At 74.1% G+C, this 24,521-nt stretch carries 24 protein-coding genes and 1 pseudogene; 6 read left to right on the top strand and 19 right to left on the bottom strand.

Features of this window, described 5'->3' with window-relative positions:
• Nucleotides 1–122: 122 nt before the first annotated feature.
• The 7 genes from ACFXPX_RS19215 to ACFXPX_RS19185 form a co-directional block, all read right to left on the bottom strand.
• Nucleotides 123–878, bottom strand: coding sequence for an SDR family oxidoreductase (locus ACFXPX_RS19215; RefSeq protein ID WP_380642378.1), 756 nt, complete (start codon nt 876–878; stop codon nt 123–125).
• Between the two features lie 143 nt (nt 879–1,021).
• A complete protein-coding gene (locus ACFXPX_RS19210; protein ID WP_380642376.1) occupies nt 1,022–1,726 on the bottom strand; it encodes a class I SAM-dependent methyltransferase in 705 nt (234 codons plus the stop codon).
• Between the two features lie 117 nt (nt 1,727–1,843).
• The gene (locus ACFXPX_RS19205; protein WP_380526703.1) at nt 1,844–2,614 is read right to left on the bottom strand and encodes a transglycosylase family protein; all 771 of its coding nucleotides are present in this window, start codon (nt 2,612–2,614) and stop codon (nt 1,844–1,846) included.
• Between the two features lie 554 nt (nt 2,615–3,168).
• Nucleotides 3,169–3,837 carry a response regulator gene (locus ACFXPX_RS19200; protein ID WP_375884477.1) on the bottom strand — a complete coding sequence of 223 codons (669 nt, stop codon included), beginning with the start codon at nt 3,835–3,837 and terminating at the stop codon, nt 3,169–3,171.
• A gap of 127 nt (nt 3,838–3,964) precedes the next feature.
• On the bottom strand, nt 3,965–5,635 hold the full coding sequence (locus tag ACFXPX_RS19195) for a sensor histidine kinase (protein ID WP_380642374.1): 1,671 nt from the start codon (nt 5,633–5,635) through the stop codon (nt 3,965–3,967).
• A gap of 36 nt (nt 5,636–5,671) precedes the next feature.
• A complete protein-coding gene (locus ACFXPX_RS19190) occupies nt 5,672–8,269 on the bottom strand; it encodes a SpoIIE family protein phosphatase (protein ID WP_380642372.1) in 2,598 nt (865 codons plus the stop codon).
• A gap of 135 nt (nt 8,270–8,404) precedes the next feature.
• A complete protein-coding gene (locus ACFXPX_RS19185) occupies nt 8,405–8,941 on the bottom strand; it encodes a Uma2 family endonuclease (RefSeq protein WP_380642370.1) in 537 nt (178 codons plus the stop codon).
• Between the two features lie 149 nt (nt 8,942–9,090).
• Here ACFXPX_RS19185 and ACFXPX_RS19180 point away from each other — a divergent pair, with 149 nt between their 5' ends.
• Both ACFXPX_RS19180 and ACFXPX_RS19175 read left to right on the top strand, forming a co-directional pair.
• Complete coding sequence (locus tag ACFXPX_RS19180) at nt 9,091–10,416, top strand: PQQ-binding-like beta-propeller repeat protein (RefSeq protein ID WP_380642368.1); 1,326 nt, start codon at nt 9,091–9,093, stop codon at nt 10,414–10,416.
• An 82-nt stretch (nt 10,417–10,498) separates the two neighbouring features.
• Complete coding sequence (locus ACFXPX_RS19175) at nt 10,499–11,134, top strand: uridine kinase (RefSeq protein ID WP_380526694.1); 636 nt, start codon at nt 10,499–10,501, stop codon at nt 11,132–11,134.
• On the opposite strand, the gene ACFXPX_RS19170 is transcribed toward ACFXPX_RS19175, so the two are convergent.
• Both ACFXPX_RS19170 and ACFXPX_RS19165 read right to left on the bottom strand, forming a co-directional pair.
• Nucleotides 11,082–11,984, bottom strand: a complete 903-nt coding sequence (locus ACFXPX_RS19170) for a DNA-formamidopyrimidine glycosylase family protein (protein ID WP_380642366.1) — start codon at nt 11,982–11,984, stop codon at nt 11,082–11,084. The genes ACFXPX_RS19175 and ACFXPX_RS19170 overlap by 53 nt on opposite strands.
• Nucleotides 11,985–12,048: 64 nt before the next feature.
• Nucleotides 12,049–12,501, bottom strand: coding sequence for a universal stress protein (locus ACFXPX_RS19165; RefSeq protein WP_380526690.1), 453 nt, complete (start codon nt 12,499–12,501; stop codon nt 12,049–12,051).
• 148 nt (nt 12,502–12,649) lie between these two features.
• On the opposite strand from ACFXPX_RS19165, the gene ACFXPX_RS19160 reads away from it, so the two are divergent.
• Nucleotides 12,650–13,045 carry a hypothetical protein gene (locus ACFXPX_RS19160; RefSeq protein ID WP_375884337.1) on the top strand — a complete coding sequence of 132 codons (396 nt, stop codon included), beginning with the start codon at nt 12,650–12,652 and terminating at the stop codon, nt 13,043–13,045.
• Between the two features lie 59 nt (nt 13,046–13,104).
• Here ACFXPX_RS19160 and ACFXPX_RS19155 read toward each other — a convergent pair whose 3' ends face one another.
• The 3 genes from ACFXPX_RS19155 to ACFXPX_RS19145 form a co-directional block, all read right to left on the bottom strand.
• On the bottom strand, nt 13,105–14,091 hold the full coding sequence (locus ACFXPX_RS19155; RefSeq protein ID WP_380588415.1) for a zinc metalloprotease: 987 nt from the start codon (nt 14,089–14,091) through the stop codon (nt 13,105–13,107).
• Between the two features lie 114 nt (nt 14,092–14,205).
• Nucleotides 14,206–14,769: an AAA family ATPase gene (locus ACFXPX_RS19150; RefSeq protein ID WP_380526686.1), complete on the bottom strand. Its 564-nt coding sequence runs from the start codon at nt 14,767–14,769 to the stop codon at nt 14,206–14,208.
• A 275-nt stretch (nt 14,770–15,044) separates the two neighbouring features.
• The gene (locus ACFXPX_RS19145) at nt 15,045–16,280 is read right to left on the bottom strand and encodes a helix-turn-helix domain-containing protein (RefSeq protein ID WP_380642365.1); all 1,236 of its coding nucleotides are present in this window, start codon (nt 16,278–16,280) and stop codon (nt 15,045–15,047) included.
• Between the two features lie 335 nt (nt 16,281–16,615).
• Between ACFXPX_RS19145 and ACFXPX_RS19140 the strand changes: the two genes are divergently transcribed.
• Entirely contained in the window at nt 16,616–16,975 is a 360-nt protein-coding gene (locus ACFXPX_RS19140; protein ID WP_380642363.1) for a hypothetical protein, read from the top strand.
• Between the two features lie 245 nt (nt 16,976–17,220).
• Here ACFXPX_RS19140 and ACFXPX_RS19135 read toward each other — a convergent pair whose 3' ends face one another.
• Nucleotides 17,221–18,147: an LLM class F420-dependent oxidoreductase gene (locus ACFXPX_RS19135; protein ID WP_375884322.1), complete on the bottom strand. Its 927-nt coding sequence runs from the start codon at nt 18,145–18,147 to the stop codon at nt 17,221–17,223.
• Nucleotides 18,148–18,289: 142 nt separating this feature from the next.
• Here ACFXPX_RS19135 and ACFXPX_RS19130 point away from each other — a divergent pair, with 142 nt between their 5' ends.
• On the top strand, nt 18,290–18,643 hold the full coding sequence (locus ACFXPX_RS19130; RefSeq protein ID WP_375884320.1) for a DUF6401 family natural product biosynthesis protein: 354 nt from the start codon (nt 18,290–18,292) through the stop codon (nt 18,641–18,643).
• A gap of 291 nt (nt 18,644–18,934) precedes the next feature.
• On the opposite strand, the gene ACFXPX_RS19125 is transcribed toward ACFXPX_RS19130, so the two are convergent.
• Entirely contained in the window at nt 18,935–19,741 is an 807-nt protein-coding gene (locus ACFXPX_RS19125) for a hypothetical protein (RefSeq protein WP_380588430.1), read from the bottom strand.
• Nucleotides 19,742–19,964: 223 nt separating this feature from the next.
• Here ACFXPX_RS19125 and ACFXPX_RS19120 point away from each other — a divergent pair, with 223 nt between their 5' ends.
• Nucleotides 19,965–20,783 carry an alpha/beta hydrolase gene (locus ACFXPX_RS19120; protein WP_380642361.1) on the top strand — a complete coding sequence of 273 codons (819 nt, stop codon included), beginning with the start codon at nt 19,965–19,967 and terminating at the stop codon, nt 20,781–20,783.
• A 296-nt stretch (nt 20,784–21,079) separates the two neighbouring features.
• Here the strand turns inward: ACFXPX_RS19120 and ACFXPX_RS19115 are convergent, their stop codons facing one another.
• The 5 genes and pseudogenes from ACFXPX_RS19115 to ACFXPX_RS19095 form a co-directional block, all read right to left on the bottom strand.
• A complete protein-coding gene (locus ACFXPX_RS19115; protein ID WP_380642359.1) occupies nt 21,080–21,247 on the bottom strand; it encodes a hypothetical protein in 168 nt (55 codons plus the stop codon).
• Between the two features lie 461 nt (nt 21,248–21,708).
• The gene (locus ACFXPX_RS19110; RefSeq protein ID WP_380588436.1) at nt 21,709–22,182 is read right to left on the bottom strand and encodes a hypothetical protein; all 474 of its coding nucleotides are present in this window, start codon (nt 22,180–22,182) and stop codon (nt 21,709–21,711) included.
• A 108-nt stretch (nt 22,183–22,290) separates the two neighbouring features.
• Nucleotides 22,291–22,437 (bottom strand): SDR family oxidoreductase, encoded by a 147-nt coding sequence (locus ACFXPX_RS19105; protein WP_380642357.1) that lies wholly within the window; start codon nt 22,435–22,437, stop codon nt 22,291–22,293.
• A 152-nt stretch (nt 22,438–22,589) separates the two neighbouring features.
• Nucleotides 22,590–23,048, bottom strand: a pseudogene (locus ACFXPX_RS19100) ((5-formylfuran-3-yl)methyl phosphate synthase); the annotation flags it as partial.
• A gap of 165 nt (nt 23,049–23,213) precedes the next feature.
• A complete protein-coding gene (locus tag ACFXPX_RS19095; RefSeq protein WP_380588448.1) occupies nt 23,214–24,365 on the bottom strand; it encodes a citrate/2-methylcitrate synthase in 1,152 nt (383 codons plus the stop codon).
• Between the last annotated feature and the right edge of the window lie 156 nt (nt 24,366–24,521).

Raw genomic sequence — 24,521 nt, 5'->3', positions numbered from 1 at the left:
GCGCGTCCGCCGCGGTCTTGGCACACCTCGCGGTCGGGCGGCGCACGGGTCGGGCCGGGCGATCGAACGCGCGGTCGCCGACGACCGCCCGGCACGACACCGCCGCCCCGCCGAACGGGAGGTCAGGCGGCGAAGCCGCCGTCCACCGACAGTTCCGCACCGGTGACGTAGCGGCCGTCCTCACCCACCAGGTAGGAGACGGCGCCCGCGACCTCGGCCACCGTGCCGTAGCGGCCGAGGGCGACGAAGCCGCGCTGGAAGTCGGCGGAGTCGCCGTCGGCCGGGTTCATGTCGGTGTCGATCGGGCCCGGGTGGACCAGGTTGGCGGTGATCCCGCGCGGGCCGAGCTCCCTGGCCAGCGCCTTGGTCAGGCCGATCAGCGCGGCCTTGCTGGTCGCGTAGAGCGCGGCGCCGGGGAAGACGACGCGCTGGGCGACGCAGCTGCCGATGGCGACGATCCGCCCGCCCTCGGCCAGGTGCTCGACGGCCGCCTGGGCGTACAGGTACGGCGCCCGGACGTTCACCTCCAGCACCCGGTCGAGCTCCTCCAGCCCGACCTCCTCGATCGGCCCGCCGGCGCCCACGCCGGCGTTGTTCACCAGGATGTCCAGCCGTCCGAACCGCTCGGCGACCGAGGCCACCGCAGCGCGCACCGCCGCCGGGTCGGCGCTGTCGGCGCGCACGGCCCAGCCGGTCCGCCCCATCGCGGTGATCTTGGCGACCACCTCCTCGGCCCGCCCGGCCGAGCCCTGGTAGGTCAGCGCCACGTGGGCGCCGTCCTCGGCCAGCCGCAGCGCGACCGCGGCCCCGATCCCCCGGCTGCCGCCGGTCACCAGGGCCACCTTGCCGTCGAGCGCCGCAGCACCGTTCATCGTCATGTCTTCGGGTCTCCTCGTGCACCGTGGTCCGATCGCGTCCCGGCCGTCTGCCGGCCGGCGTTCCGCTCTCGGTGTGTGAGTCGATCCTGATCCGGATCCCTTGACGTCTCCGGCGGTATTCGGACGTTGCGTTCAATCTTCAACTACAACTCCACGCGCCCCCGTGGCGCGACCAGCGAGTGGTAGTACGACCCGACCGCCGGCTGCCCGGTCCAGTTCGGCCCGGCCGACGGGTCGGCGCCCGCGTAACCGAAGGGCAGCGCGACCGGCCGTCCGCCGTCCAGGAGCAGCAGGTGACGGCGCGCGCGGTACTCGAACCCGGCCGCCCGCAGCGCGGCGAGCACCGCCCGGCCCGCGCCGGAGCCGTCGGGGCGGCGCACCGACTCCGGGTCGAAGTGGGCGGCGAAGCGGCCGTCCGGGGCCAGCCAGGAGGCGGCGCGGGCGATCGCGCCGAGCTGGTCGCCGAGGTAGTGCAAGCCGTGCACACAGGTGATCAGCTGGTACGACCGCTCGGGCGCCCAGTCCGCGAGCGCCGCCGTCACCAGGCGCAGCCGTGCCCCGGCCGCCGGGACGGGCGGTGGGACCAGCGGCCCGACCAGGTCCACCCCCGTCAGCTCGGCGCCGGCGGGCAGCACCCGGGCCGCCTCGACCAGCGCCCGCCCCTCCCCGCTGCACAGATCCAGCCAGCCGGGCGCGGCGCCGCCGTACTCCCGGAGCCAGGCGGCGGGGTCGAAGCCCAGCTCGCGGGTGTAGCTGTTGACACCGCGCAGCCCGCGCCCGCGGTTCATGGTGCTGTTGGCCACCACGGAGGAGGCGCTGAGCTCGCTGTCACTGATCAGTCGGACCATCAGACGACCTTACTGGTGCAGGGCTCCAGCGAACCCGATGCGCCAGGACCCCGAACGCGCCGGGCGGCCACCCCGCGCAGGGGTGGCCGCCGGATCGCGTCGCAGCGTGGTAGGGCGTCAGACGGTCAGCGTCTGCCCGGGGAAGATCAGGTCCGGGTCGGCGCCGATGGTGCGGGCGTTCCTGCCGTACAGGCCGTCGGTGTCGACGCCGAACTTGGCGGCGATGTCGCTCAGCGTGTCACCGCTGCGGACGGTGTACTCGCCACCGGTGGTGTTCTTCGCCGCCGCCGGAGCGGACTGCGCCGGCTTGGCCGACGGGCGGCCCTGCGGGGCCTGCGCGGCGTGCGGCTGCGCCTTCGGGGCGGCCGCCTTCGGAGCCGCCTGCGGGGCGGCCTTGGGGGCCGCCTTCGCGGACCGCTTGGCCGGCTTGGCGGGGGTCGCCCGATCCGCGGCACCCGAGCCCGCCGAGGTGTCGACGGCGGCCGGGGCGCCGCCCTTGCTCAGGCCCGCCTTCTGGGAGCACACGGGCCAGGCCCCCGGCCCCTGCGAGGCGAGCACCTTCTCGGCGACGGCGATCTGCTGCGCCCTGGTCGCCTGGTCGGCCCGGGGGGCGTACGCGGTTCCGCCGTACGCGGCCCAGGTGGAGGGGGTGAACTGCAGTCCGCCGTTGAAGCCGTTGCCGGTGCTGATGCTCCAGTTCCCGCCGCTCTCGCACTGGGCGACGGCGTCCCAGGTGGAGGAGGGTGCGGCGGAGGCCGAGGTGGCCGTGACGAGGCCGGCCACCGGCAGGGCCGCGACGGCGGCGCCCGCGACGACCGCCATCCGCAGGCGGTTGCGCTTGCTGGTGGTGGTCTCGGTGGCAGCGGCGGTCTCGTGACGGGAAGTCATGAATGTCCTCTCGGCAAGCCCCGGGCGGGCAGGCGGAACCAGGCCCGGGACACGGGCCGGTCGGTTGCGCTCACCTCGCTCGTCGGGCGGCCGGCCACGTGTCGGACGTGCCGTGCCGCCCCGGCCACCTCCACTCGCCGACGGCCCGTTCGGGCCGGTCTCGTCGGCGGGCACCGCCCTCGCGCCGGGGGTCAGTCGGCGGGCCGTGCGTCGGGGTGAACCCGGGTGGCGCTCGTTGCGCCGCCAAGAAAGCTAGGGGCACATCCGGGGCTCAGCAAGCAATTCTTGGTTCTCGCAGGTCAGTTGACTGTTACCGGCGGTATCGATCAAGAAACGGCGCCCGGTTCGACCAGGTTTGACCGCATTTTAAAGATCGAACGATCAATTTCCGTGCCCGCGCTCACATCTGTCCGTTCGTGGACTCCCGCACACCATCGACCGTCCGCAATCGGAAGATGACGGACCGTCACCAGTCCATCCGGAGTTCCCGATTCGGACCACCGATTGAGTGGCATCCGTCACCGGCGACACCCACCGCGACCGCGCGACCCCGCTCAGCTACGGCCGTCGAGCTCCGCGTCCCGCGCCAGCAGCGCCGCCTGGACCCGGTTCTCACAGCCCAACTTGGCCAGGATCCGGCTGACGTAGGTCTTCACCGTCGCCTCGCTCATGTGGATCCGGGCCCCCGCGTCCGCGTTGGACAGGCCCTCCCCGAGCAGCGCCAGCACCTCCAGCTCGCGCCCGGTGAGCACCTCCAGCCGGCGCCGCGCCTGCGCGCCGCGGGCGGCCGCCGAGCCGCTGCGCCCGGCGGCCAGCGAGTCCACGATGTGCCGGGTGGCGGCCGGGGAGAGGAAGGCGTTCCCGCCGGCCGCGGCCCGGACGGCCTGGATCAGCTCGTTCGGCGCGGTGTCCTTGAGCAGGAACCCGGCGCCGCCCTCGGTCACGGCGCGCAGGACGTTCTCGCGCTCCCCGAAGGTGGTGAGGATGATCGCCCGTGCGCCGGGCGCGACCCTGCCGAGCTCCCCGAGCGCCGTCAGTCCGTCCATCACCGGCATCTGGATGTCCAGCAGGACGACGTCCACCCGGTGCGCCCGGGCCAGCTCCAGCGCCTGCCGGCCGTCGGCGGCCTCCGCGACCACCTCGATGTCCTCGGCCGACCCCAGGATCATCCTGATCCCGGCCCGGATGAGCGGCTCGTCGTCGGCGACGAGGACTCGGATCACGCTGGTCATTCCCCTCGAACGGTGGTGCGGCTGGAACTCCATCCTCACATCCCGGCCGCACCCTCCTCCCGCCCGGGGCCGGGGAGAGCGGGCCGGGGCCGGGCGCCGCGACGACGGACGGCCGACCTCAGCCCTTGGAGGTGTACTCCACCTTCTCCACCAGCACCCCGCCCTTGAAGCAGAACCGCGCCACGTGGTCGTCCGACCAGGAGTCGCCCTGGCCCTCCTTCGCCAGCGAGTACCAGCGGCAGTGCGAGTCCTCCGGCCGGGGCGGCCCGGCGGACTGGAAGTCGGAGGTGAAGAAGTCGTTGCCGGGCGGGAGCTGTTTCAGCACCTCGCCCCGCGAGTCGCCCACCCGGATCTGGTCGTAGACCGACTGCCGCACCGTCGAGTCGCTGGCGCCCCGGACGAAGGCCACCACGCCCCAGGCCACCAGGCCCGCCACGATCAGCGTCACCGCCCCCACCCCGGCCGCGCAGCCCAGCGCCGGGCGGCGTCGGCCGTCCTGCCCGCCGTCCACCGGCGGCAGCCCGCCGGCCGCCCACTCCTCCTCGGCCGTCAGGGCGGCGGCGCCCTCGGCCTCCGCCCCCTCGTAGGGGAGGACGGCGGCCAGCCGGAAGCCCGGCTCGGGCGTCGGGCCCGCGTGCACCATGCCGCCGACCAGCCGGGCGCGCTCCCGCAGGCCGGTCAGCCCCTGTCCGCCGCTCACCACTGGCCCCACGCCGGAGCGCGCGCCCACGAGCTCCGGCGCGCGGGGGTTGGTCACCTCCACCACCAGCGCGTCCGGCTCGTACCGCAGCGCGACCGCGATCGGCGCGCCGGGGGCGTGCTTGTGCGCGTTGGTGAGCGCCTCCTGCACGATCCGGTACGCCGCGTGGTCGACCGCCGCCGCGAGCGGCCGCCGCTCCCCCTCGACGCAGAGCTCCACCACCGTCCCGGGCGCCCGGGAGGACTCCACCAACCCCCCGATCCCGTCGACCCCGCCGCGCGACCCCGCCGCGCCCGGGGCGCCGACGACCGCGGGCGGCACCGCCGTCGACTCGTCGTGCAGCACCCCGACCACCTCGCGCAGCTCGCGCATGGCCGCGACCGCCGCCTGCCGCAGCACCCCGACCGCCTCCCGCTGCCGGTCGCTGAGGGTGCGGTCCACCTCCAGCGCGCCGGAGTGCACGGAGATCAGCGCCAGCTGGTGGCCCAGGCTGTCGTGCATGTCCTGGGCGATCCGGTGCCGCTCCCGCAGCCGGGCCTGGTGCACCACCATCGCCCGCTCGCGCACCAGCTGGTCGTTGCGCTCGCGCAGCGCGTCCAGCAGGGCGCGGCGCTGCGCCCGGTAGCGGCTGTAGAGGGCGGGCAGACCCGCGAAGACCAGGAAGATGCCGAGCGACAAGCCGATGATCAGCTTGGGTGAGTACGAGGCGCCGTCCTTGAGCATCCCGAACATGGAGAACATCAGGTAGCTCAGCACGAAGGCGCCGACCAGTCGCCACACCCGGCCGATCCGCGCCCCGGCCACCCAGCCCGCGCACACCAGCAGCGGGAACGGCCCGAGCGACCAGCCCGCCAGGGTCCCGGTCAGCACCAGCACCGTCGCCGGGAAGCCGCGCCGCAGCAGCCACAGCGCGGCGACGGCCAGCCCGAAGGGCACCGCCAGGTCGGTGGCGGCGGCGAGCTCCAGCAGGGCCGCCAGCGCGCCCATCAGCAGGGCCGCCACGGCCTCGCCGACCACTCGCCGGGGGCGCCAGGGCCCCGGGAGCGCCGTCCGTACCGCTGTCGACCAGGCCCGTGCGATTGCTTCCACCCGTCGAGGCTAACCGGGCGGCCGCCCCGGCCGCGGTCACCCTTCGTCGCAGCCCGGGCCGACGAAAGTCGCCGCTCCGGCGCCGTCCGTCCCACCGTCCGGGCCGACGCCCACCCCGCCGTCCGTCCCGCCGCCCGGGCCGCCCACCCCGCCGTCGGTCCCGAAGGCCGTGAGCAGCAGCGCCACGTCGTCCACCCGCCCGGTCGAGCCGACCTCGCGCAGCAGCCGCTCGGCGAGCTCCTCCAGTGCCTCCCCCGCCCGCCCGTGCGCCAGCGCCGCCCGCAGCCGGTCCACCCCCTGGTCGATCGCCAGCGCCGGGTCCTCCACCAGCCCGTCGGTGTAGAGGGCGAGCAGCGACCCGGGCCGCAGCCGCAGCTCGCTGACCGGGTACGCCGCCCCGTCGTCCACGCCCAGCAGCGGCCCGCCCGGCACGTACAGCGCCTCGGCCCGTCCGTCCGGGTGCCGCAGCACCGGCGGCAGGTGGCCGGCCCGGCCGATCCGCACGGTGCCGTCGGCGGGGGTCAGGCGCACCAGGCAGCAGCTGGCGAGCAGCCCCGGGTCGAGGTCCAGCAGCAGCCGGTTGGTGCGGGCCAGCACCTCGCCGGGCGGCTCGCCGCCACTGGCGAACGCCCGTACCGCACTGCGCAGTTGGCCCATCGCGGCGGCTGCCCCGACGCTGTGGCCCTCGACGTCGCCGATCACCAGGGTGAGGTCGTCGCCGGTGACGATCGCGTCGTACCAGTCGCCGCCGATCTCCATGCCCTGGGTACCGGGCAGGTAGCGGGCGGCGGTGCGGATGCCGGGCACCTGCGGGAGCCGGTGCGGCAGCAGGGCCTGCTGCAGGCCGCGGGCCAGCGCGAACTCGGCGTCGTACAGCCGGGCCCGCTCCAGGGCCTGGGCGATGAAGCCGCCGAGGCCGGTGAGCAGTCCGCGCTCCTCGACGGTGAAGGGGTGCGCCCGGTCGAAGCCGAGGATGCAGCTGCCGACCGGGCGGCCGGAGGCGATCAGCGGCAGGAAGGCCCAGGCGCCCATCTCGTCCAGAGCCAGGCCCGGGTAGGCGGCGGCGAGCTCGCGCACCGACTCGAAGAAGATCGGGGTGCCGGTGCTGAGCGCCTCCGCGCCGGGGACCCGGGCGTCCAGCGGGGTGCCCTCGAAGCCGTCCAGGAAGCCGTCGGGGTAGCCGCTCTGCGAGACCAGGTGCAGCCGCTGCTCGCGCACCCCGTAGATGGCGAGCTCCTGGCCGCCGAAGGCCGGCAGGATCTCCTCGGCCACCGCCCGGCAGACGTCCCGCACGGTGACGGCCTCGGTGAGCGCGCTGGCCAGCTGGAGCAGGTGGTGGGTGCCGCCGACGCCGCCCGTGCCCGCCCCGGCCGTGGCCGCGGGCGGCGCCAGGGCGGTCGGGGGCTCGGCCGCGCCCGGCGGGGCCTCGGCGGCGACCATCCGGACGGTGACGCCGTGCGGGTCGGGGTAGAGCGAGAAGGCGAGCCAGCCGTCCGGCGGGCGGACGGCCAGGAAGGCGGTGGGCTGCTGGGAGAGCAGGGCGGCGCGGTAGCGGTTCTCGTAGAAGGGGTCGGCGAGCCAGGGCAGCACCTCCCAGGGGTGGTGGCCGACCAGCTCCTCGGCACCGGCCCCGAGCAGCGGCTCGGCGGCCCGGTTGACGTAGCTGATCAGACCGTCCGGGTCGAGCGAGAGCAGCCCCTCGTGCAGCCGCTCGACCGCGGCGGCCGCCGCGGTCAGGGCACGGACGTCCAGGACGGCGCCGACCAGGTGGGTCCCGCCGTCGGAGATCGCCCCGGGCACCCGGGCCCACAGCTCCACCGGGTACGGGCGGCCGGCCGCTCCGAGCACCCGCACCCGGGCCGCCAGCACCTCGCCGTGCTCCAGGGCGGTGCGGGCGGCGGCCCGGAACTCGGGCACGTCACCGGGGGCGATCCGGCCGGTCAGGCAGCGCACCGTGCCGTCGAACTCGCCGGGCGCGAGGCCGAAGATCTCCCGGAACTGCACGTCCGCCGCGAGCGCGCCACTGGCCACGTCCCAGTCGAACAGCCCGACCCGGGTGGTCACCGCCGTCGGCGGCGACAGCTCCACCACGGCGGCGTCCCCGGCCGGCTCCACCGGCTGCCCGGCCGCCGCCACCCCGGCCAGCCCGGCGCCCAGCCGGGAGGCGACCGCTTCCGGCCGCCCGCCGTCCCCGTCCGGCACGCCGTCGTCCGAGGCGGGCCACAGCACGCTGAGCACCCCGAACCGCTCCCCGCCGTGCCCCACCGGCACGCAGGCGGAGACGAAGTCGTACGGCAGCCCGACGGCCAGCTGCGGGAAGCGCCGCACGATGTCCTCGGAGTCGGACAGCGTGACGGTCCGCCCGGTGCGGAAGCAGACCGCGACCGGCAGCGGCCCGGCCGCCGCGACCCGGCGGAACGGACTCATGATCGACAGCGGCACCCCGGCGAGGGTCCGCAGCACCAGGGACCGCCCGTCCCGCGAGCGCAGGTGCACCATCGCCCCGTACGCCGCGGTCGACGCCAGCACCTCCCGGACGGCCTCCGCCAACAGCTCGTCCCGCGCGTGCGCCGCCTCCGGGCCCGCCGCACGGACCGGCTCGGCGTCCCCGCCGGTCGGCCGCGGATCGCGCATGCTCCCTTGCTACGTCCGGCCCGGAACCGTGTCAAGGCGAGCCCCGCCCGCCCCGGCCGGCCCACCGGCCCCACCCGCCCCGGCACGGACGCCCTCACCCGGCCGAGCGAACCGCTCCGCCGAGCGGGTGACGCGCTACGGCAGATCGGTGAGGTCGACCTCCACCGGGAACGGCACCGCGGCCTTCACCAGTCCGGTGAACACCTCCCCGGCCCGGTACACCCGGCTCGCCTCGTCCAGCGGACAGGTGTGGACGACCGGCACCCGGCCCGCCGCTTGCTCGACCCGCCAGTAGAAGGGAATTCCGGCCTTCGCGTACTGGTCGGGCTTGACCAGCCGGTCGGTGGTCTCCGAGCCCGGTGAGACGACCTCGACCACCAGCAGCACGTGCTCCGGCCTGGCCGGCATCTCCTCGACCGTGTCGGCCCGGTAGACCACCACGTCCGGGCAGCGGTTGTCGAGCGGCACGTCCCGCAGCCGCAGGTCGAAGCCGCAGTCGGCGTTCCAGTCGGCCCCGCCCGCGTCGTCCAGGGCGTTCGCCACCAACCGCGCGATCCGGTTGTGGCGGGCCGAGCGGCTCGGACGGGCGACCACCACCCCGCCGACGATCTCCACGTCGGCGCACTGCTCCTCGGTCCAGCCGTCGTACTGCTCGGCCGTCACGGTGGACATCCTCGGGCCTCCTGGGCGGGCCGGTACTCGTTGTGTCGGGCGCAGCCTAGTGCGGCCGAGGTCGCGGCTTGGGATGGTTCGGGGACCGTTCGATATCCTCCCCGGCAGGTGGTGGCACGGTGGCCGCCGGGGGTGGGAGTGAGGACCGGATGAAGTCGCCCGAGGGGCCGGTGCAGGACGCCGCCTGGCAGTGGGACGGGGAGGCGGACGGTGCGGACGCGGTGCCCGGGGACGTGCTCGGCGGTGGGGGTCCGGACGGTGACCGCCCCCGGCTGAGCCGGCGCGGGCTGCTGATCGGGGCCGGGGTGCTGGCGGCCGGCGGGGCGGCGTGGGCGCTGGGCCGGGTGGAGGGCGACGGGTCGACGCCGACGCCGTCGCCGAGCCGGCCGCAGCCGACCGCGCTGTCCGGGCCGACGCCACTGTGGACCTACCGGGGCCCGCAGGTGATGACCCCGGAGCGGCTGCTCGCCGCGCCCCAGGGGCCGGCTTTCCTCTCCAAGGCGGGGTGGCAGGCCCTCGACCCGGGCACCGGTCGTCCCGGACGGCTGCTGGTGTTCGACCCGCCGGCACCCCAGGACTGGCCGAGCGACCTGGAACTGCCCGCCGGAAAGATCGCGGTCTGGCGCGACTACCTGCTCACCGCCACCTCCCGCGGCCACCTGGACGCCCACCACCTCACCGACCCGACCGCCGACTGGAGTCTGGCGCTGCCCGAGGAGCTGGACGGTGACGTCCAGCTCACCTGCCTGAGCGCCGGCGTCCTCTACGGCTGCCTGTTGAGCTGGCCGCGCTCGGACAGCTCGGCGCCGAGCAGCCGGATCTTCGCCGTACAACTGGACCGGCGCTCCCTGCTCTGGTCCGTCGCGGTCGACCACCAGGAACGGCCCGCCGCCGCCACCGCCCCCTACAACAAGAACCTGCTGGCCTGCGTCCGGTCGACCGGCGAACGCCTCGAGCTGGTGGTCCGGGACGCCACCACCGGCGAGGAGGTGTCGACCGCCGCCGTCACCCAGGACTTCGGCTGGTGCGTCGCTTCCGGGACGAGCTTCCTCGTGCCCGACAGCAACGGCGGGGTGTACCTGCTGGGCCCCGACGGCAAGCCGGCCTGGAACCACACCGCCGCCCGGGGGGAGTCCTGGCGGGCCCTGCCGCCCGTCCCGGACACCGTCCGGGTCTTCGTGCTGCGCAACGACGGCGTCGTCACCTGCCTCGAAACACGGACCGGCGCGGTTCTCTGGTCCGTCAAGCTGCCGTTCCTGCTGGACAACCGCAGCCGTCCGCTGGTCGTCGGCGGCACGCTGTACGTGCCCGGTCCGGCGGCGGGCGGGGTGGCGGCGATCTACACCGCGACCGGCACGCCGGGGTGGACCTTCCACGACTCCGGCCCGGGCAAGGACGTCTGGAACCTCGCCGCCGACGGCTCCCGCCTCTTCGCCGGGCACGACGACGTCCTGCACGCGCTCCCGCTGACCTGAGAGCGGGGGCCTGAACCGCTGACCTGAGAGCGCCGGCCTGAAACCGCTGGGCCGGGAGCGCCCCGGGCGGCAGGATGTGCTGGTGCAGGTACACCCGATCTCCCCCGACAAGCTGGCCGAGCTGCTCGCCGACCGGATCAGCGAGCTGCCCGGCGCCGGCGAGCGGTGGCTGCGGGTCGCCGTGGACGGCGCCGCGGCCGCCCGGCCCGGGCTGCTCGCCGACGCCCTGGTGGAGCCGCTGCGGCTGCGCGGCCGCCCGGCGCTGCGGGTGTCGGCGGCGGACTTCCTTCGCCCGGCCTCGATCCGGCTGGAGTACGGCCACCGGGACGCGGACGCCTTCCACGATCTCTGGCTGGACGACGGCGCCCTGCTGCGCGAGGTGCTGGACCCGCTGGAGCCGGGCGGCACCGGCCGGGTGCTGCCCTCGCTGCGCGACCCGGCCACCGACCGCTCGACCCGCGCCCCGTACGTCCAACTCCCGCCCGGCGGCGTGCTGTTGCTGGACGGCGCCCTGCTGCTCGGCCGCTGGCTGCCGCTCGAACTGAGCGTCCACCTGGCGCTCACCCCGGCCGCGCTGGCCCGCCGCACTCCGGCGGACGAGCAGTGGACGCTGCCCGCCTTCGCCCGCTACGAGGCGGAGACCGGGCCGACCGAGGCCGCCGACCTCACCGTACGGGTGGACGACCCGCGGCACCCCGCCCTGGTCGAACGGACCTAGCGGACCTGGCGGACGTGGCGGGCGCGCCGGATGTTGCGGACGTTGCGGCCGGGGCGGCCGGGGCCGGCCCGCGCTGGCAGTACGGGCACCAGAACACCGCCCGGTCCCGCGGGGCCTCGCCCTGGCGTCCGGTCAGCACGGGCGTGACGCAGCGCGGGCAGGGGCGGCCCGCCCGGCCGTAGACCCAGTGCCGGTAGCCGGGCCGGGTGTCGCCGGTGGTGATGTGGCCGGGGCGCAGCTTGTTGACCTCCAGCATCTGCCGGGCCCGCTCCACCAGCCGGTCGGGGTGCGGCACTTGTCCGACCTCGGTCCACGGGGTGACCCCGGCGACGAAGCACAGTTCGTTGGCGTACACGTTGCCGATCCCGGCCAGGTTGCGCTGGTCGAGCAGGGCTTCGACGAGCGGCCGGGCGGGGCGGGCGAGGATGCGACGGACGGCCTCGACCGGGTCCCAGTCCGGGCCGAGCAGGTCGGGGCCGAGGTGGCCGACGGCCCGCCGTTCGTCAGTGGTGCGCAGCAGTTCGACGACGGGCAGCCGGTAGCCGACGGCGGTGCCGTGCTCGGTGCCGAGGACGGCGCGGATCTGGAAGGCGGGGCCGCCGGTCCAGCGCTCGCCGGGGCGGTAGACCTCCCAGTGGCCGTCCATCCGCAGGTGGGTGTGCAGGGTGAGCCCGCCTTCGATGCGGGTGAGCAGGTGCTTGCCGCGCGGGCGGACCTCCAGGACCCGGCGCCCGGCGAGCGCGGCGGTGGCGTGCGCGGGCACCCGCAGCTCGGCGCTGGTCAGCTGCTGACCGGCGAGGGCCTCGTGCAGCCGGGCCGCCACGCGGTAGATGGAGTCACCTTCTGGCATGTCTCCATTCTGGTCCGCGCGGCGGCCCGGTGCGGCACCGGCCCCTCGCCGCTACGCGCCTCGACTACGGGGCCTCGACCTGGCCTTCCCGCACCACGACCACGGGGCAGGGCGCGTGCTCGGTGACGTGGCGGCTGACCGAGCCGAGTAGCACGCCGGAGAAGCCGCCGAGTCCGCGGCTGCCGACGACCAGCAGCGCGGCGCCCTTGGCGGCCTGCAGCAGGGCGCCGGCCGCGTTGCCGGGCAGCACGCTCTCGGCGATCGGCACCCCCGGGTCCGTGCCGACGGCCTTGGCGACGCTCTCGGCCAGGGTCTGGCCGGCCAGCTCCTCGGGGTTGAGGGACTCCCCGGTGGGGACGGCCGTCCCGCCCCAGCCGTAGAAGGCGGGGTACTCCCAGGCGGTGACGGCGTCGACCGTCCCGCCGACGGCCTTGGCGTAGTCGACCGCCCAGCGCAGCGCCTGCTCCGAGGCGGGCGAGCCGTCGACGCCGACGACGATCCGGGTGTGGGCACTCATGCGGTTGCTCCTTCGGTCACTCCTGCTCGGCACCAATCGTCCGAACATAGATCAAATCGGGCATGCACCCGGTAGTTGCCACGCCGCACCCGGCGTTCCGCATTCAATTCGGGTGCCGCCGACCGGCACCGCCCGCGAGAATGCCCCCATGCCGAGCAAACCGCGCCGCCGCGCCGGCGGCTTCGCCGAGGTCATCGCCGAGGTCGCCGCCACCCTGCCGCCCGCCGACGGAAGCGCCGGACCGTACCGCCTGACCCCCGTGGCGGCCGGCGGCTTCCAGGACGCCCTGGGCTGCTACTGGCGGCTGGCCCGCGGCCCGCTGGACCGGCGGCTGGCCAAGCGGCTGGCGGCCGGCGCCGACGAGATGACGCTGGGCGGCTGGGACGGCTGGCACGAGGACTTCCCGGAGGCACTGGTCCCGGTGCTGCTGACCCCCGAGGAGCGTCCGGCCGCCTGGCTCGAGGCGCTCGCCGAGGACCACCACGCGTACGAGTTCCGTGCCGCCGACGGCCGGACGCTCCTCTACCTCCACGTCTGCTGCTGACCGGCCTCCTGCTCCGGCCCGCGGCCGAGCTCGATCGACCTCGGCCGCTCCACTCCCGTTCAACTGCGGTAGGCAGCCCATGAGTTGGACATCCGCTGGACCTGCCCCGGGGTGAACTGGGTCATGCAGGAGTCGTAGCTGTAGTCCATGAAGTTGTGGATCGGGTCGAGCCCGCCGCCCGGGCAGGTGTGCCGGCCCTCGGGGCAGCCGTAGGCGGCGCTGCGCTCGGGCGGGGTGTCGTCCACGTAGTCGCCCGGGGGCAGGCAGCCGCCCTGGAAGGTGTGGAAGAGGCCGAGCCAGTGGCCGGTCTCGTGGGTGGCGGTGTTGCCCTCGTTGTAGTGGGTGGCGGGGCCGCCGGGCAGCGAGTCGTCCAGGACCACCACGCCGTCGTCGACCGGGTTCGAGCGGTAGACGTCGGGGAAGGTCGACCAGCCGAGCAGGGACTGGCCGAGGTGGGCGGTGTAGAGGTTGAGGGTGCCCGCGCCGCCCTTGCGCAGGGCACTCTTCATCGACCGCTCGGCGGCGGAGCCGGGGGTCATGCCGGAGTACCAGCCGGCGTTGTCGGTGTAGTCGGTGCCGGCCAGGTCGAAGTGGAACTGAGTGGGGGCGTTGCCCTCGCCCTGGCCGCCGTAGGAGGCGTTGAGGTGGTCGATCTGGGCGGCCACCGCACCCTCGCCCAGCCGGCCGGCGTCCCCGGAGTGGATCACGTGGACGTACACCGGAATGGTGGTCGGTTCGGCGGCCAGCGGGACGTGGGCGGGGCCGAGCGCGGCGAGCCGGTGCTCCAGGTCCGCCTGCATCGCCCGGGCCCGGTCGGCGCTCACGGCGTTCGGGTCCCGGCCCGCCTGACTGCCCGCCGGCTTCCGGGCGGCGGGGTCGACACCTGCATCGGCGGCGGTCTCGGCGGCAGTACCGTCGCAGACAGCCGCCACCGTACGGTGCGGGGCCGGGGCGGCGAACTGGCTCAGACCGGCCGCGGCGACCAGCGCGGCGGCGCAGGGGAACAGGCGGGGGGCACGCGAGCGCACCCGGGCAGTACGGCGCATCAGCGCTCCTGACGGGGAGATGACCAGGGAGGGGGCGGGGGGAGATGACGGGGCATCGGCCGCGCCTCGGGCCCGTCCACCGGCGACCGGCGCCCGGCGCGGACCCGCCCGACACTACGACGCCGAGAAGTCGATCTCCCGCAGGGCGCGCGCGGCACCCCGGTCGAGTACCACGGCCGACGCACAGCCGACCGGCGGCCGCCCCGCCCCGAGCAGCAGCCCGCGCAGCCGGGCGGCCGCGCCCCGGTGCCGGGCGAAGGCGTAACGCGAGACCCACCGGCCGCGCCGCTGCTGACCCGCCCAGGCCTCCCGCGGGTCCACGTCGAGCAGCAGCAGGTGCACCCGGCGCCCCTGCCGGGCGGCGGCCCGCACCAGCCAGGACCGGACGAAGGGCAGCGTGCCGCAGTCGTGCACGGCCAGCGGCCCGCCCTCCAGCACCGCCCGGCGCAGCCGCCGGTAGTGCGCGAGCCGGGCCAGCGGACGGTACAGCGCGTACGGGAGGCGGCCGGGCAGCCGGGACGCGTACTCCTCGCGGACCAGCTGGGAATCCACCAGCGGGGCGCGGACACTGCGGCGCATCAGGGTGCTCTTCCCACTGCCGGGCAGCCCGGTGACGACCAACAGGTCACCGGCGGGATAGCGCAGCACGGCCGGCCCGGAGCCGCGCAGCTCGTGCACACCGGCGCGGACGATCCGATCCGCGCCCGTCCGGCAATCGGCAGCGCGGCCCTCGACACCACGACCCTCGACACCACGGGGCGGCGACACCCGTGGCGCCGCCGCCCGCGGTATTCGTGTCCCCGTCACCGACCCTCCGCCCGCCGCTTCCACTCGCGTTCCCTGCCACGAGCATGGCGTATGACCAAGAACGAGTAAAGAGCCGTGGTCAGGGCAGGTGCGAGAGGCCTCGACGGAGGCCCGGCCAGTGAGCTGGTTCGGGGGTCGGAGCGGTCCTACTGCAGCACGGCCAGAACCGCGCCCCACTGGGCGGTCGTGGCTCCGGAGAGGGAGCAGGGGCCCGGCGTCCGCACGAGCTGGTAGCCGGTCGTCAGCCAGTAGGACGACAACTTCACCGTCGGCAGGTCGGCCCAGCCGGGCTCGAACAGCGGGCCGGTGCCGCTGTTCGAACCCACGGCGCCGACGAGGAGCTGGCCCGCCCGGCAGGTGGGGCCGGTGATGCCGAAACTGGTGCCCCCGGACTCCCCGAGGCCGGTCGCACGAGCGGCCACGGAGTGGATGTCGCGGTATTCGTCGACGACCACGTGGTACTTACTGGCGGTGACGTAGGTGACCGCCAGGTGGTCGGCGGTCGAGAGGGCGGCCACGTCGAACGCGGCGAGGATGGCCACGCGGTGGTGGCGGGTGTCGAACACGTCCGCGACCAGCTGGTAGCGGCTGCCGCGGCTGTCCGTGACGGTCAGTGGGGCCGGGCAGGTGGACGTCAGCATGATCGACACGATGAGTGCGTCGCCCGCGGCCACGTTCTGGGTGATCGGGACCGTGGCGCTCGTGCCGGTCAGGATGTGAGCCTCCGCGCCGGGGCGGCCGACCCAGGCCGGTGCGCCCGGTGACTGGCCGGCCGGTGCGGGGTCGGCGGCGTCCAGGGCCCGCTGACCGTGGGCCGCGAGCGGCTGCTGGACGCCGTCGTCACTGATCGCGTCCTGGCACTGCTGCGCTGCGGTCACCTCCCGCTGGGCGGAGGCGGGGCTGCCGACGACGTAGCCGGTGACGGCGCCTATGACGATGCCCGCCAGCAGGGCGGCTCCGTGGGACGCCACCCCACCGCGCCGCCCGAACCACCTCCGTCCCGGCACGGGCGCGGGCCGGGGCGAGCCGGTCGCGCCGAGCGCCTCGGCGGGTCCGGCGGGTCCTGCGGGTCCGGCGGGCTGCTCGACCGGGTGGTCCGCCTCGTGGGCGGCGTCGGACGGGAGGCGACCGGGCCCTCTCGCCGGGTTCGCCGCTGCGGCCCAGGCCCGGCGCCACTCCGCCTCGTCGCCGCCGCAGGCCTTGACGAACTCGCGCACCACGGGCCAGGTGGGTAACCGCCGGCCGGCTAGCGCTTCGTGCAGGGCGGAGTGCGACACGATTCCCGACGTCCTGGACATCGTCCGGAACGACGGATTGCCGGCGAGGGCCCGCAGTTGTCTCAAGCGGTCGAGGAAGTCGGCAACCTCGTCCTCCTGGCCCATCACGCCCTCCCGTCTGCCCCCGGTGACAGGTGGGACGGGCCTTGCCCGTCCACGCCTGTCCAGACATGTCAGGTTGTACCGGAAGAACGTGGTCGCGCGCGTGTGAACGAGCAAACTCGTGATCGCCTCCCCGGCCGGGCCCTCGCCTGCGCCGCCGCGCCGACCGTGGGGAGCCCCCGGGCGTCCGGGTCTGTCGTCCGGTGTCCGCTGTACGGCGCCGGGGCTTTCGGACGGGCCGTCGGTGCGGATGAATGAGCGCCGGCGGGCCGAACCCGGGCGAGCGGGCAAACGCCGACGGGCTCCGTCTCCACCCCCAGCTACCAAGGGAGAGAACCTTGCACGCGAAGAAGATCCTCGTCGCGCTCACCATCGCCGGCGCGACGGTGCTCGGTGCGGCAGGCACCGCGTCCGCGTCCTCCAGCGGCTCGGACAGCGCCAGCAGCAGCCACGGCTCGTGGTACCAGGTCTACGCGAACAACAACGTCGTCGGCTGGCACGTCAACATCGGTGACACCGACGAGGAGTTCTACATCACCGCCCAGGACGTCTGCGGCAACTACTACTCCTTCAACTGGAACGACAAGTACCAGTCCGGGTACAACAACGCGTGGTGGACCTTCTCGTGCACCCTCTCGTGGGCGCACCTGTACCCGACCGACAACGGCAGCCAGGACGGCCGGACGGTCTCCCGGTAGTCCACCGACATCCGCGGGTGACCCACGACTTCGTCCGGATCGGCGACACGGACGAAGTCGTGGCGCTGGACCTGCTCCGACGGCCCGCCGGGGTCTCCGGCGGGCCGTCAGTGAACCGGCGGCAACGTCGCTGCGGCCCAGGACACCGCGCTCACGCCCCGGACCGCGGCCGCTTCCCGGCAGTCGGCACGCACGGCGACCCATGAGGCGCCGAACCGACTCCGAACCGACTCCGAACCGGCTCGCTAGCCGAGCTGCGGGGCCACCTGTGCGGCGACCAGCTCCAGGTGGTCGAGGTCACTCAGGTCGAGCACCTGGAGGTAGGCCCGCTCACTGCCGACCGCCGCGTACCGGCCGAGCTTCTCCACCACCTCGCCCGGGGTGCCGGCCAGGCCGTTCTCCTTGAGCTCGGCCACGTCGCGGCCGATCACGGCGGCCCGACGGGCCACCTCGGCGTCGTCCCGGCCGACGCAGAGCACCAGGGCGTTGGAGTACACCAGGTCGTCGGCCGAGCGTCCGGCCTGCTCGACGGCGGCCCGGACCCGGCCGAACTGGGCGGCGGTGTCGTCCAGCGAGGCGAACGGCAGGTTGAACTCGTCGGCGAAGCGGGCGGCCAGCGCCGGGGTGCGCTTCGGCCCCGAGCCGCCGACCAGCACCGGGATGCGCTCCTGGACGGGCTTGGGCAGCGCGGGCGAGTCGGTGAGGGTGTAGTACTCCCCGGCGAAGTCGAAGGTGTCGCCGAGCTTGGTCCGCCACAGCCCGGTGATGATCTCCAGCTGCTCCTCCAGCCGCCCGAACTTCTCCTTCGGGAACGGGATGCCGTACGCGGCGTGCTCGGCCTCGTACCAGCCGGCGCCGAGGCCGAACTCGACCCGGCCACCGCTCATCGCGTCGACCTGGGCGACCTGGATCGCCGTGACGCCCGGCAGCCGGAAGGTGGCGGCCGTCATCAGGGTGCCGAGGCGGATGGTGCTGGTGTCACGGGCCAGGCCGGCCAGCGTGATCCAGGCGTCGGTGGGGCCGGGCAGGCCGTCCACGTCGCCCATCTTGAGGTAGTGGTCGGAGCGGAAGAAGGCGCTGAACACACCGAGCTCCTCGGTCGTGCGGGCGACCTTGAGGAGGGTGTCGTAGCTCGCGCCCTGCTGGGGCTCGGTGAAGATGCGGAGGTCCATGCGGGCCATTCTGGTACGGACCACCCGTTCGGGAACACAGGGAACCGGCCATGCCACGGAACGTTCCGAAGGTGGCCAAGGTCTCAGCACGGAACCGTCACAGCCCGGCTCGCCACCACAGCGGTTCGCCTACCGTGGACGGATGTTCGCGACCCCCGACGAGTCCTTCCGGCGCTCCCCCGACGAGCCGGCCGGCTGCCCGCTGCCCGGCATCGTGGCCGCCTTCACGCCCCGGCTGGCCGAGTTCGCCTTCGAGCCCGGTTTCGTCGCGGCCGTCGACCAGCACGCGGCGATGCTGCGCGAGCTGCTGTACGCACAGGGCGCGGAACTCGCGCCCCAGCCGCTGGACCGTGAGGAACTGTCGGACTACGCGCTCGGCTTCCTGGACGCGCTCACCGAGATCGGCTGGCGGGAGCCGGTCGGCTACGACTACGCCGTGACCAGGCTGACGGCGATCTGCTGGCTGGTGCGTGACCAGGGTCTGCTGGAGGCCTGATCCGAGGAGGCGGGGGGGTGGACCCGGTCCACCGATCGCGCATCGCGGCATCGCGGCATCGCGGGAAAACTATGCAGACCGGTCTTCTGGTGGCGAGGCTAATAGGTAGACCGGTCTACAGGCTTCTCTGAGCCTGTAGACCGGTCTACCTATCTTGTGTGGAGCCCAATGGATATGTAGACCGGTCTAGAGATCTCCCATCAGGCCAGGTGGACCAGGTAGGCCCGATACGCCGGGCCTACCGGGCCTACCGGGTGCACCGGGCAGACCAGCCAGACCCCGTAGACCGATCTACCGATTCTCGCCCGGGTCGATCCCCGGCACCGGCGGGTTGCCCGGGCCGGTCTGGGTGGTCGGGCGGATCGGCTGGTTGGCCAGCGCGTCCGAGCGGCCGGCCTGGTAGGCGGTGCCGCGCAGTCGGGCGGTCTCCTGCTCCGCGCTGTCCAGCCACCGCTCCCAGCGCTGGCGCATCGGCATGATCAGACCGCCGCCGACGCCGACCACCAGCACCCCGGTGACGGTGGCCAGCGCCGCGATCAGCACCGGCCCGGTGATCGCGGTCGCGATCCCGGCCTGGCCGAGCGCCGCGATCACCCCGAGCGCCACGATGAACGCCCAGGCCACGGTGGAGACGGTGCGCCCGTACGAGGCGCCGGACAGCGCGTTCCCGACGATGTCGCGCACGCCGTTGGCGATGGCCATCGCCACCACCACGATCGCGACCGCGACGATGCCCCTGGGCAGCCAGGCGACGATGCTGTGGATCATCACGCTGATCGGGTTCGGCCCGAAGACGCCGAAGGCCAGCTGGAGCGCCATCAGCAGGACCGCGTAGTAGACGATCTTGCAGATGATGCCGGTCATGTCGTACTTGGAGCCGCTCAGGTACCGGGCCATCCCGGCCCGCTCGGCGACCTTCTCGGAACCGACGCGGCGCAGCACGCGGTCCAGGATCCGGGCGATCGCCTTGGCCACGAACCAGCCGATGGCGAGGATCACCAGGAAGGCGATGAACTGCGGGACGACCTTGGCGATCTTGCCCCAGGCCTGGGTGAAACCCGACCCGAAGTCGACGGAGAGTGCGAGCTGCTGAGCCACGGAGTCCTCCACTCGATGACACGGCGCCACGAGCGGCGCAGGCGACCCCCCACCCTTCGTGGATAGCAGCACCCCACCCCGACCGCGCGCGCCGGAATGTCCGGGATGGTTCCGTCGGGTGAACGGTCCCGCCGTCCGCACGCGTACAGTGGCGGTCCGGGCCGACGGGGGCGGGGGCCACGGACTGCGGATCGACGGTGACGGGGCGGGACGGAGCTGGACGGTGCTGGACGGTGCGAAGGTGAACGGTGGCGGTGCGGGCCCGGGTGCCACCGCGGGCGAAGGTGCGGGCGCGGGTACGGGCTCGGGTGCCGGTGCGGCCGCGCACCGGGCGCTGCGCTGGCAGGTGCGGCCCCCGGTGGCCCGGGCCGCCGTCCTGGTCCTGCACGGCGGTGAGGAGCACAACCTCGCCCGGCCCCGCCGGTTCAACCTCCCGCTGCTGCGGATGCACGGCTTCCTGCGCGGCCTGGCCCGGGAGACCGCGGGCCAGGACGTCGCCATCGCCACCGTCCGCTACCGCCACCGGGGCTGGAACGGTGCCCGCGCCGACGCCGCCCGGGACGCGTCCGCCGCACTCGACGAACTGACGGCCGCGCTCGGCCCCGTGCCCACCGTCCTGGTCGGCCACTCCATGGGCGGCCGCGCCGCGCTGCGGGCCGGCGGGCACCCTGCCGTCACCGGCCTGGTCGCCCTCGCCCCCTGGTGCCCGGCCGCCGACCCCTGCGAGCAGCTCGCCGACCGCGACGTCCTGCTGCTGCACGGCGACCGCGACACCGTCACCCTGCCCGCCGACACCCACGCCTTCGCCGCCCGCAGCCGCGCCGCCGGCGCCCGCGTCTGCGGCTACACCGTCACCGGCAGCGGCCACGCCATGCTCCAGCGCATCCCCGACTGGCACCGCGCCACCACCCGCCTCACCACCGGCCTCCTCGGCCTCCGCTCCCTCCCCGCCGAGACCGCCTCCGCCCTGGCCCTCCCGCCCGCCTCCCCCGAGGCCCTCACCCTCCCGCTCCCCCGCCAGCCCCGCACCGCCACCCCCTGACCCCGGCGCCCCACGCCTTACCGCCGGGGCCGCCCTCGGCCCAGAGGGTGAGACCGGCCTCGGTAATGGTGAGCTCGCGTATTCAACTCGGGCAGTCTGGTCCCGCATCTCCGGGACGACGGCCTTGATGCCGCGTTTGCACAGGTAGGCGCGCTTGGCACGGTTGGCACGGGACGAGTAGGCCTCATAGGCGTTGAGGGCCGGGAGTTGGATCAGCTCTGGCAGGGGCCGAGCGAGACGCCGTGCTGGTCGCAGCGATCAACGAGTGGCCATGACCAGCAGGGCCTCGACAACCCCTACTGGTTGGCCGGCCGTGGTTCACCGGAGTACCGGTCCAAGCCCGCCTTCGAGCGCCGTTGTTGCTCGAACCAGTGCACGTAGCGCGGTGAGGCGTCGCGAAGATCGATGCTGAGTGGGTACGGGTCGAACTCGTCCAGGAACAGCTTGCGGAGGAATTCGACCATGCCGCAGGGGAACAGGGTGAAGTCGTCGCGGGTGTGGCGGCCACAGACCAGGACAGGCCAACGGTCTGGGTCAGGGTCGGCCATAGGCCGCCGCGGCGACGAACTGCGCAACGGCACCCTGCAGGACGCGTCGATCGGCTGGCTCAGGACCGACTTCTTCAGGACCGAGCTCGAACTCGGCCGCTGTCTCAGGCTTCCCGTGGAGGGCCCCTGCGCGTGCGACCTCTACCTGACCTGCGCGACGTTCGCCACCACGCCCGGGTACGCGCCACGACTGCGGGCGCGACGCGAAGTTGAGCAAGCCCTCGCCCGCGACGCCGCCGAGCGCGGCTGGGACCGCGCGGTCGAACGCCACCGCTGCACCGGCGACCGTATCGACAGACTCCTGGTCGACCTCGGACAGCCCAGCAGCACCGAAGCGGAGGCCGGACACCCCGGTGCTCGGTCACACCACCAAGCCGCTACCGGAGTGGTCCCCGCTCGTCGATGAACACGGTGGACTCCGACGAGAAGGCATCGGCGGTCACGGGGCCGTAGGCGACATTGAAGGTATCCAGCCAGTACGACCAGTCCTGCGTCCCCGCCGCACTGCTGAAACGGTAGTTGAGCTGCCAACGGACCCACTGTCCGGGGACAAGACGCACAGCCGGGGGACGCCGCGGCCGAGCCGGTACGGCGAACAGCGGCTGCACTCGGGGAAGGACCCGCAACCGTCCGTCGGCCTCGCGAAGCTGGACGTCGACCTTGCCCAGTTCCTCCTGGCCGCCACTGGGTTCGAAGCCGTCACGCTCATGCATGCGGACCACGTGCGCCAACGAGGACGGCGCGTTCGGGATGGTGAAGCCGACCGGGGCCGCGTTCCTGCGAGCTGCGGCCTCTCCTCCCCGGGACCGCTTCGTCCAGGACGTCCGTATCCACTGGACGGTGATCTCCACGGTCTCCACCCCTGCCACTCCATCGAAGATCTCACTTTACGTGGGCACCATCCGGCGCGGCCCGGGACGGGCCCGCCCGCCCGGTCGGTCGATCGGTCGGTCGGTCGGTCAGACGAGGAAGCCGCCGGAGACCTCGATGCGCTGGGCGGTCTTCCAGCTCAGGCCCTCCGACGCCAGTGTGGCGATGGCGTCGCCGATCTCCTCGGGTTCGCCGACGCGGCCGAGCGCGGTCTGTCCGGCCAGCCCCTGGCGCATTCCGTCGTCATCCCGCATGACGCCGCCGTTGAAGTCGGTGGCGGTCGGCCCCGGGGCGGGGCGCAGGGCTGGTACTCGCGCAGGCCGACCAGGGCGCGGCGGACCTGCGGGAGGGTCTTCCGGGTGTCCCACAGGTCGAGGTCCTGGGCGAACAGCACGGCCATCACCCGGGTCGCCGACAGGCCGTCGGCCCTGCGGACGGTGGCGACGATCTCGCGCAGCACCTCGCCGGCCTGATCCGCCGTCATGCCGTCCAGGCCGACCTTGACGATCCCGCACGGGTGCACCCGGGTGCCCATCGCGAGGGCCTTTCCGAGGGCGGCCTGCGCCGCCTTGCCGACCTGCTCGTAGGCCGACTTGGCCAGGGCCAGGCCGTTGTCGGCCCGGCGGAAGAGCAGTTGGTCCTCGCCGATGTTGGTGCTCAGCTGGACGGGCAGTGCCCGGCGGGCGGCGAGCACCGCGTCGGCGATGTCCATGATCCGCCGCGGCTTGATGGTGCCGAGGGCGCTGCGCGGGTCCTCGCTGTCGATGATGCGGGCACCGCCGAGCGCCGCCTCGCGTGCCTCCTGCGGTCCGAACACACTGACCAGCAAACGCCGATCCGCTTCCATGGAACCCACCCCTCCGATGGTCTGCCGAGAATCCTCGGGCACGTTAGCGAGGGGTGGGCATGGGGCACCTGTGTCGTTCACTCGTTCGGATGAATCTGTTCCGATCCACCCCGAGCCCGGAGCCCGGAGCCCTCAGCACGCGGGCGGCCAGGGCGGTCACAGCGGTCAGGCCGTCGGCAGGGGCTGGGGAGCCGCGGGGCCGGTATAGCGGGCGGCCGGGCGGATGATCTTGGGGTCGGCGGCCTGCTCCAGGATGTTGGCACTCCAGCCGATCGCCCGGGCCGCGGCGAACGTGGGGGTGAACATCTCCCTCGGCAGGCCGCAGAGGTGCATCACCACGCCGGCGTAGAACTCGACGTTGGTGTGCAGTTCGCGGCCCGGCTTGAGTTCGGCCAGGATCGCCTCGACCCGGGCCTCCACCTGGACGGCGAGGTCGACGAGTTCACCGCCGAAGGATTCGGCGACGCCGCGCAGCATCCGGGACCGCGGGTCCTCGGTGCGGTAGACGGCGTGGCCGAAGCCCATGATCCGGTCGCCGGCCAGGACGTGCTCGCGGATCCAGCCGTCGATCCGGTCCGGGGTGCCGATCGCGTCCAGGGTGTCCAGGGCCCGGCTGGGCGCGCCGCCGTGCAGGGGCCCGGAGAGCGCGCCGAGCCCGCCGACCAGGCAGGCGACGAGGTCGGCCCCGGTGGAGGCGATCACCCGGGCGGTGAAGGTGGAGGCGTTGAAGCCGTGGTCCACCGTGGAGATCAGGTACTGCTCGATCGCCCGGGCCTCGGCGGGCCCGGGCTCCTCGCCGGTCAGCATGTAGAGGTAGTTGGCGGCGTAGCCGAGGTCGTCGCGCGGTTCCACCGGCTGGCGGCCCTGCTGCAGCCGGTGCAGCGCGGTCAGGACGGTGGGGACCAGCGCGGTGGCGAACAGCGCGTCCTCGATCCGCTGTTCGGGCGCGGTGTCGTAGAGGGGGCGGATGCCGCGGTCGGCGGCGGCGACCGAGAGCGCGGCGCCCAGGGTGGCGAGCGGGCCGCCGTGCGCGGTGCTCGCCGCCAGTGCGGGCAGGAGCGGACGCAGGGCGTCCGGCAGGCGGCGCAGCGGGGTGGTGCGGGCGAGGAAGGCGGCGCGGGCGGGTGCGTCCGGCAGTTCGCCGAGGAGCATCAGGTGCCAGACGTCCTCCAGGGTGCGCTGTTCGGCGAGGTCGATCGCCGAGTACTGGCGGTAGCGGTAGAAGCCCTCCAGGCCGCGGACGTCGCCGAGTTCGGTCTCGGTGACCACGACGCCCTTGAGGCCGCGGGGGACCTCGATCTCGGTGGTGCTCGGCATGGCAGTGGCCCTTCTCGTGGATCTTCCCGGCCGGGTGCTCCGGCGACGTTCTGTACTCTCCGACCATTGATCCATGTTGTCAATGTTGATTGAAATCAATGTGTAATACTGTGGATCATCAAGGCGCGGAGGCGTCACAGGACGACGAGGACGGAC

It is taken from the genome of Kitasatospora sp. NPDC059146, assembly GCF_042786665.1.
Taxonomy (GTDB): Bacteria; Actinomycetota; Actinomycetes; order Streptomycetales; family Streptomycetaceae; genus Kitasatospora.
Note: the sequence above shows the minus strand (reverse complement) of the source record. Positions and strands in the feature narration are given on the sequence as shown.

Excerpts from the sequence above, each read along its gene's own strand:
- ACFXPX_RS19215 (WP_380642378.1), bottom strand. The coding sequence starts at position 878 with ATGACGATGAACGGTGCTGCGGCGCTCGACGGCAAGGTGGCCCTGGTG.
- ACFXPX_RS19210 (WP_380642376.1), bottom strand. The coding sequence starts at position 1,726 with ATGGTCCGACTGATCAGTGACAGCGAGCTCAGCGCCTCCTCCGTGGTG.
- ACFXPX_RS19205 (WP_380526703.1), bottom strand. The coding sequence starts at position 2,614 with ATGACTTCCCGTCACGAGACCGCCGCTGCCACCGAGACCACCACCAGC.
- ACFXPX_RS19190 (WP_380642372.1), bottom strand. The coding sequence starts at position 8,269 with ATGCGCGATCCGCGGCCGACCGGCGGGGACGCCGAGCCGGTCCGTGCG.
- ACFXPX_RS19185 (WP_380642370.1), bottom strand. The coding sequence starts at position 8,941 with ATGTCCACCGTGACGGCCGAGCAGTACGACGGCTGGACCGAGGAGCAG.
- ACFXPX_RS19180 (WP_380642368.1), top strand. The coding sequence starts at position 9,091 with ATGAAGTCGCCCGAGGGGCCGGTGCAGGACGCCGCCTGGCAGTGGGAC.
- ACFXPX_RS19170 (WP_380642366.1), bottom strand. The coding sequence starts at position 11,984 with ATGCCAGAAGGTGACTCCATCTACCGCGTGGCGGCCCGGCTGCACGAG.
- ACFXPX_RS19165 (WP_380526690.1), bottom strand. The coding sequence starts at position 12,501 with ATGAGTGCCCACACCCGGATCGTCGTCGGCGTCGACGGCTCGCCCGCC.
- ACFXPX_RS19160 (WP_375884337.1), top strand. The coding sequence starts at position 12,650 with ATGCCGAGCAAACCGCGCCGCCGCGCCGGCGGCTTCGCCGAGGTCATC.
- ACFXPX_RS19155 (WP_380588415.1), bottom strand. The coding sequence starts at position 14,091 with ATGCGCCGTACTGCCCGGGTGCGCTCGCGTGCCCCCCGCCTGTTCCCC.
- ACFXPX_RS19145 (WP_380642365.1), bottom strand. The coding sequence starts at position 16,280 with ATGGGCCAGGAGGACGAGGTTGCCGACTTCCTCGACCGCTTGAGACAA.
- ACFXPX_RS19135 (WP_375884322.1), bottom strand. The coding sequence starts at position 18,147 with ATGGACCTCCGCATCTTCACCGAGCCCCAGCAGGGCGCGAGCTACGAC.
- ACFXPX_RS19130 (WP_375884320.1), top strand. The coding sequence starts at position 18,290 with ATGTTCGCGACCCCCGACGAGTCCTTCCGGCGCTCCCCCGACGAGCCG.
- ACFXPX_RS19115 (WP_380642359.1), bottom strand. The coding sequence starts at position 21,247 with ATGGTCGAATTCCTCCGCAAGCTGTTCCTGGACGAGTTCGACCCGTAC.
- ACFXPX_RS19105 (WP_380642357.1), bottom strand. The coding sequence starts at position 22,437 with ATGCGCCAGGGGCTGGCCGGACAGACCGCGCTCGGCCGCGTCGGCGAA.
- ACFXPX_RS19095 (WP_380588448.1), bottom strand. The coding sequence starts at position 24,365 with ATGCCGAGCACCACCGAGATCGAGGTCCCCCGCGGCCTCAAGGGCGTC.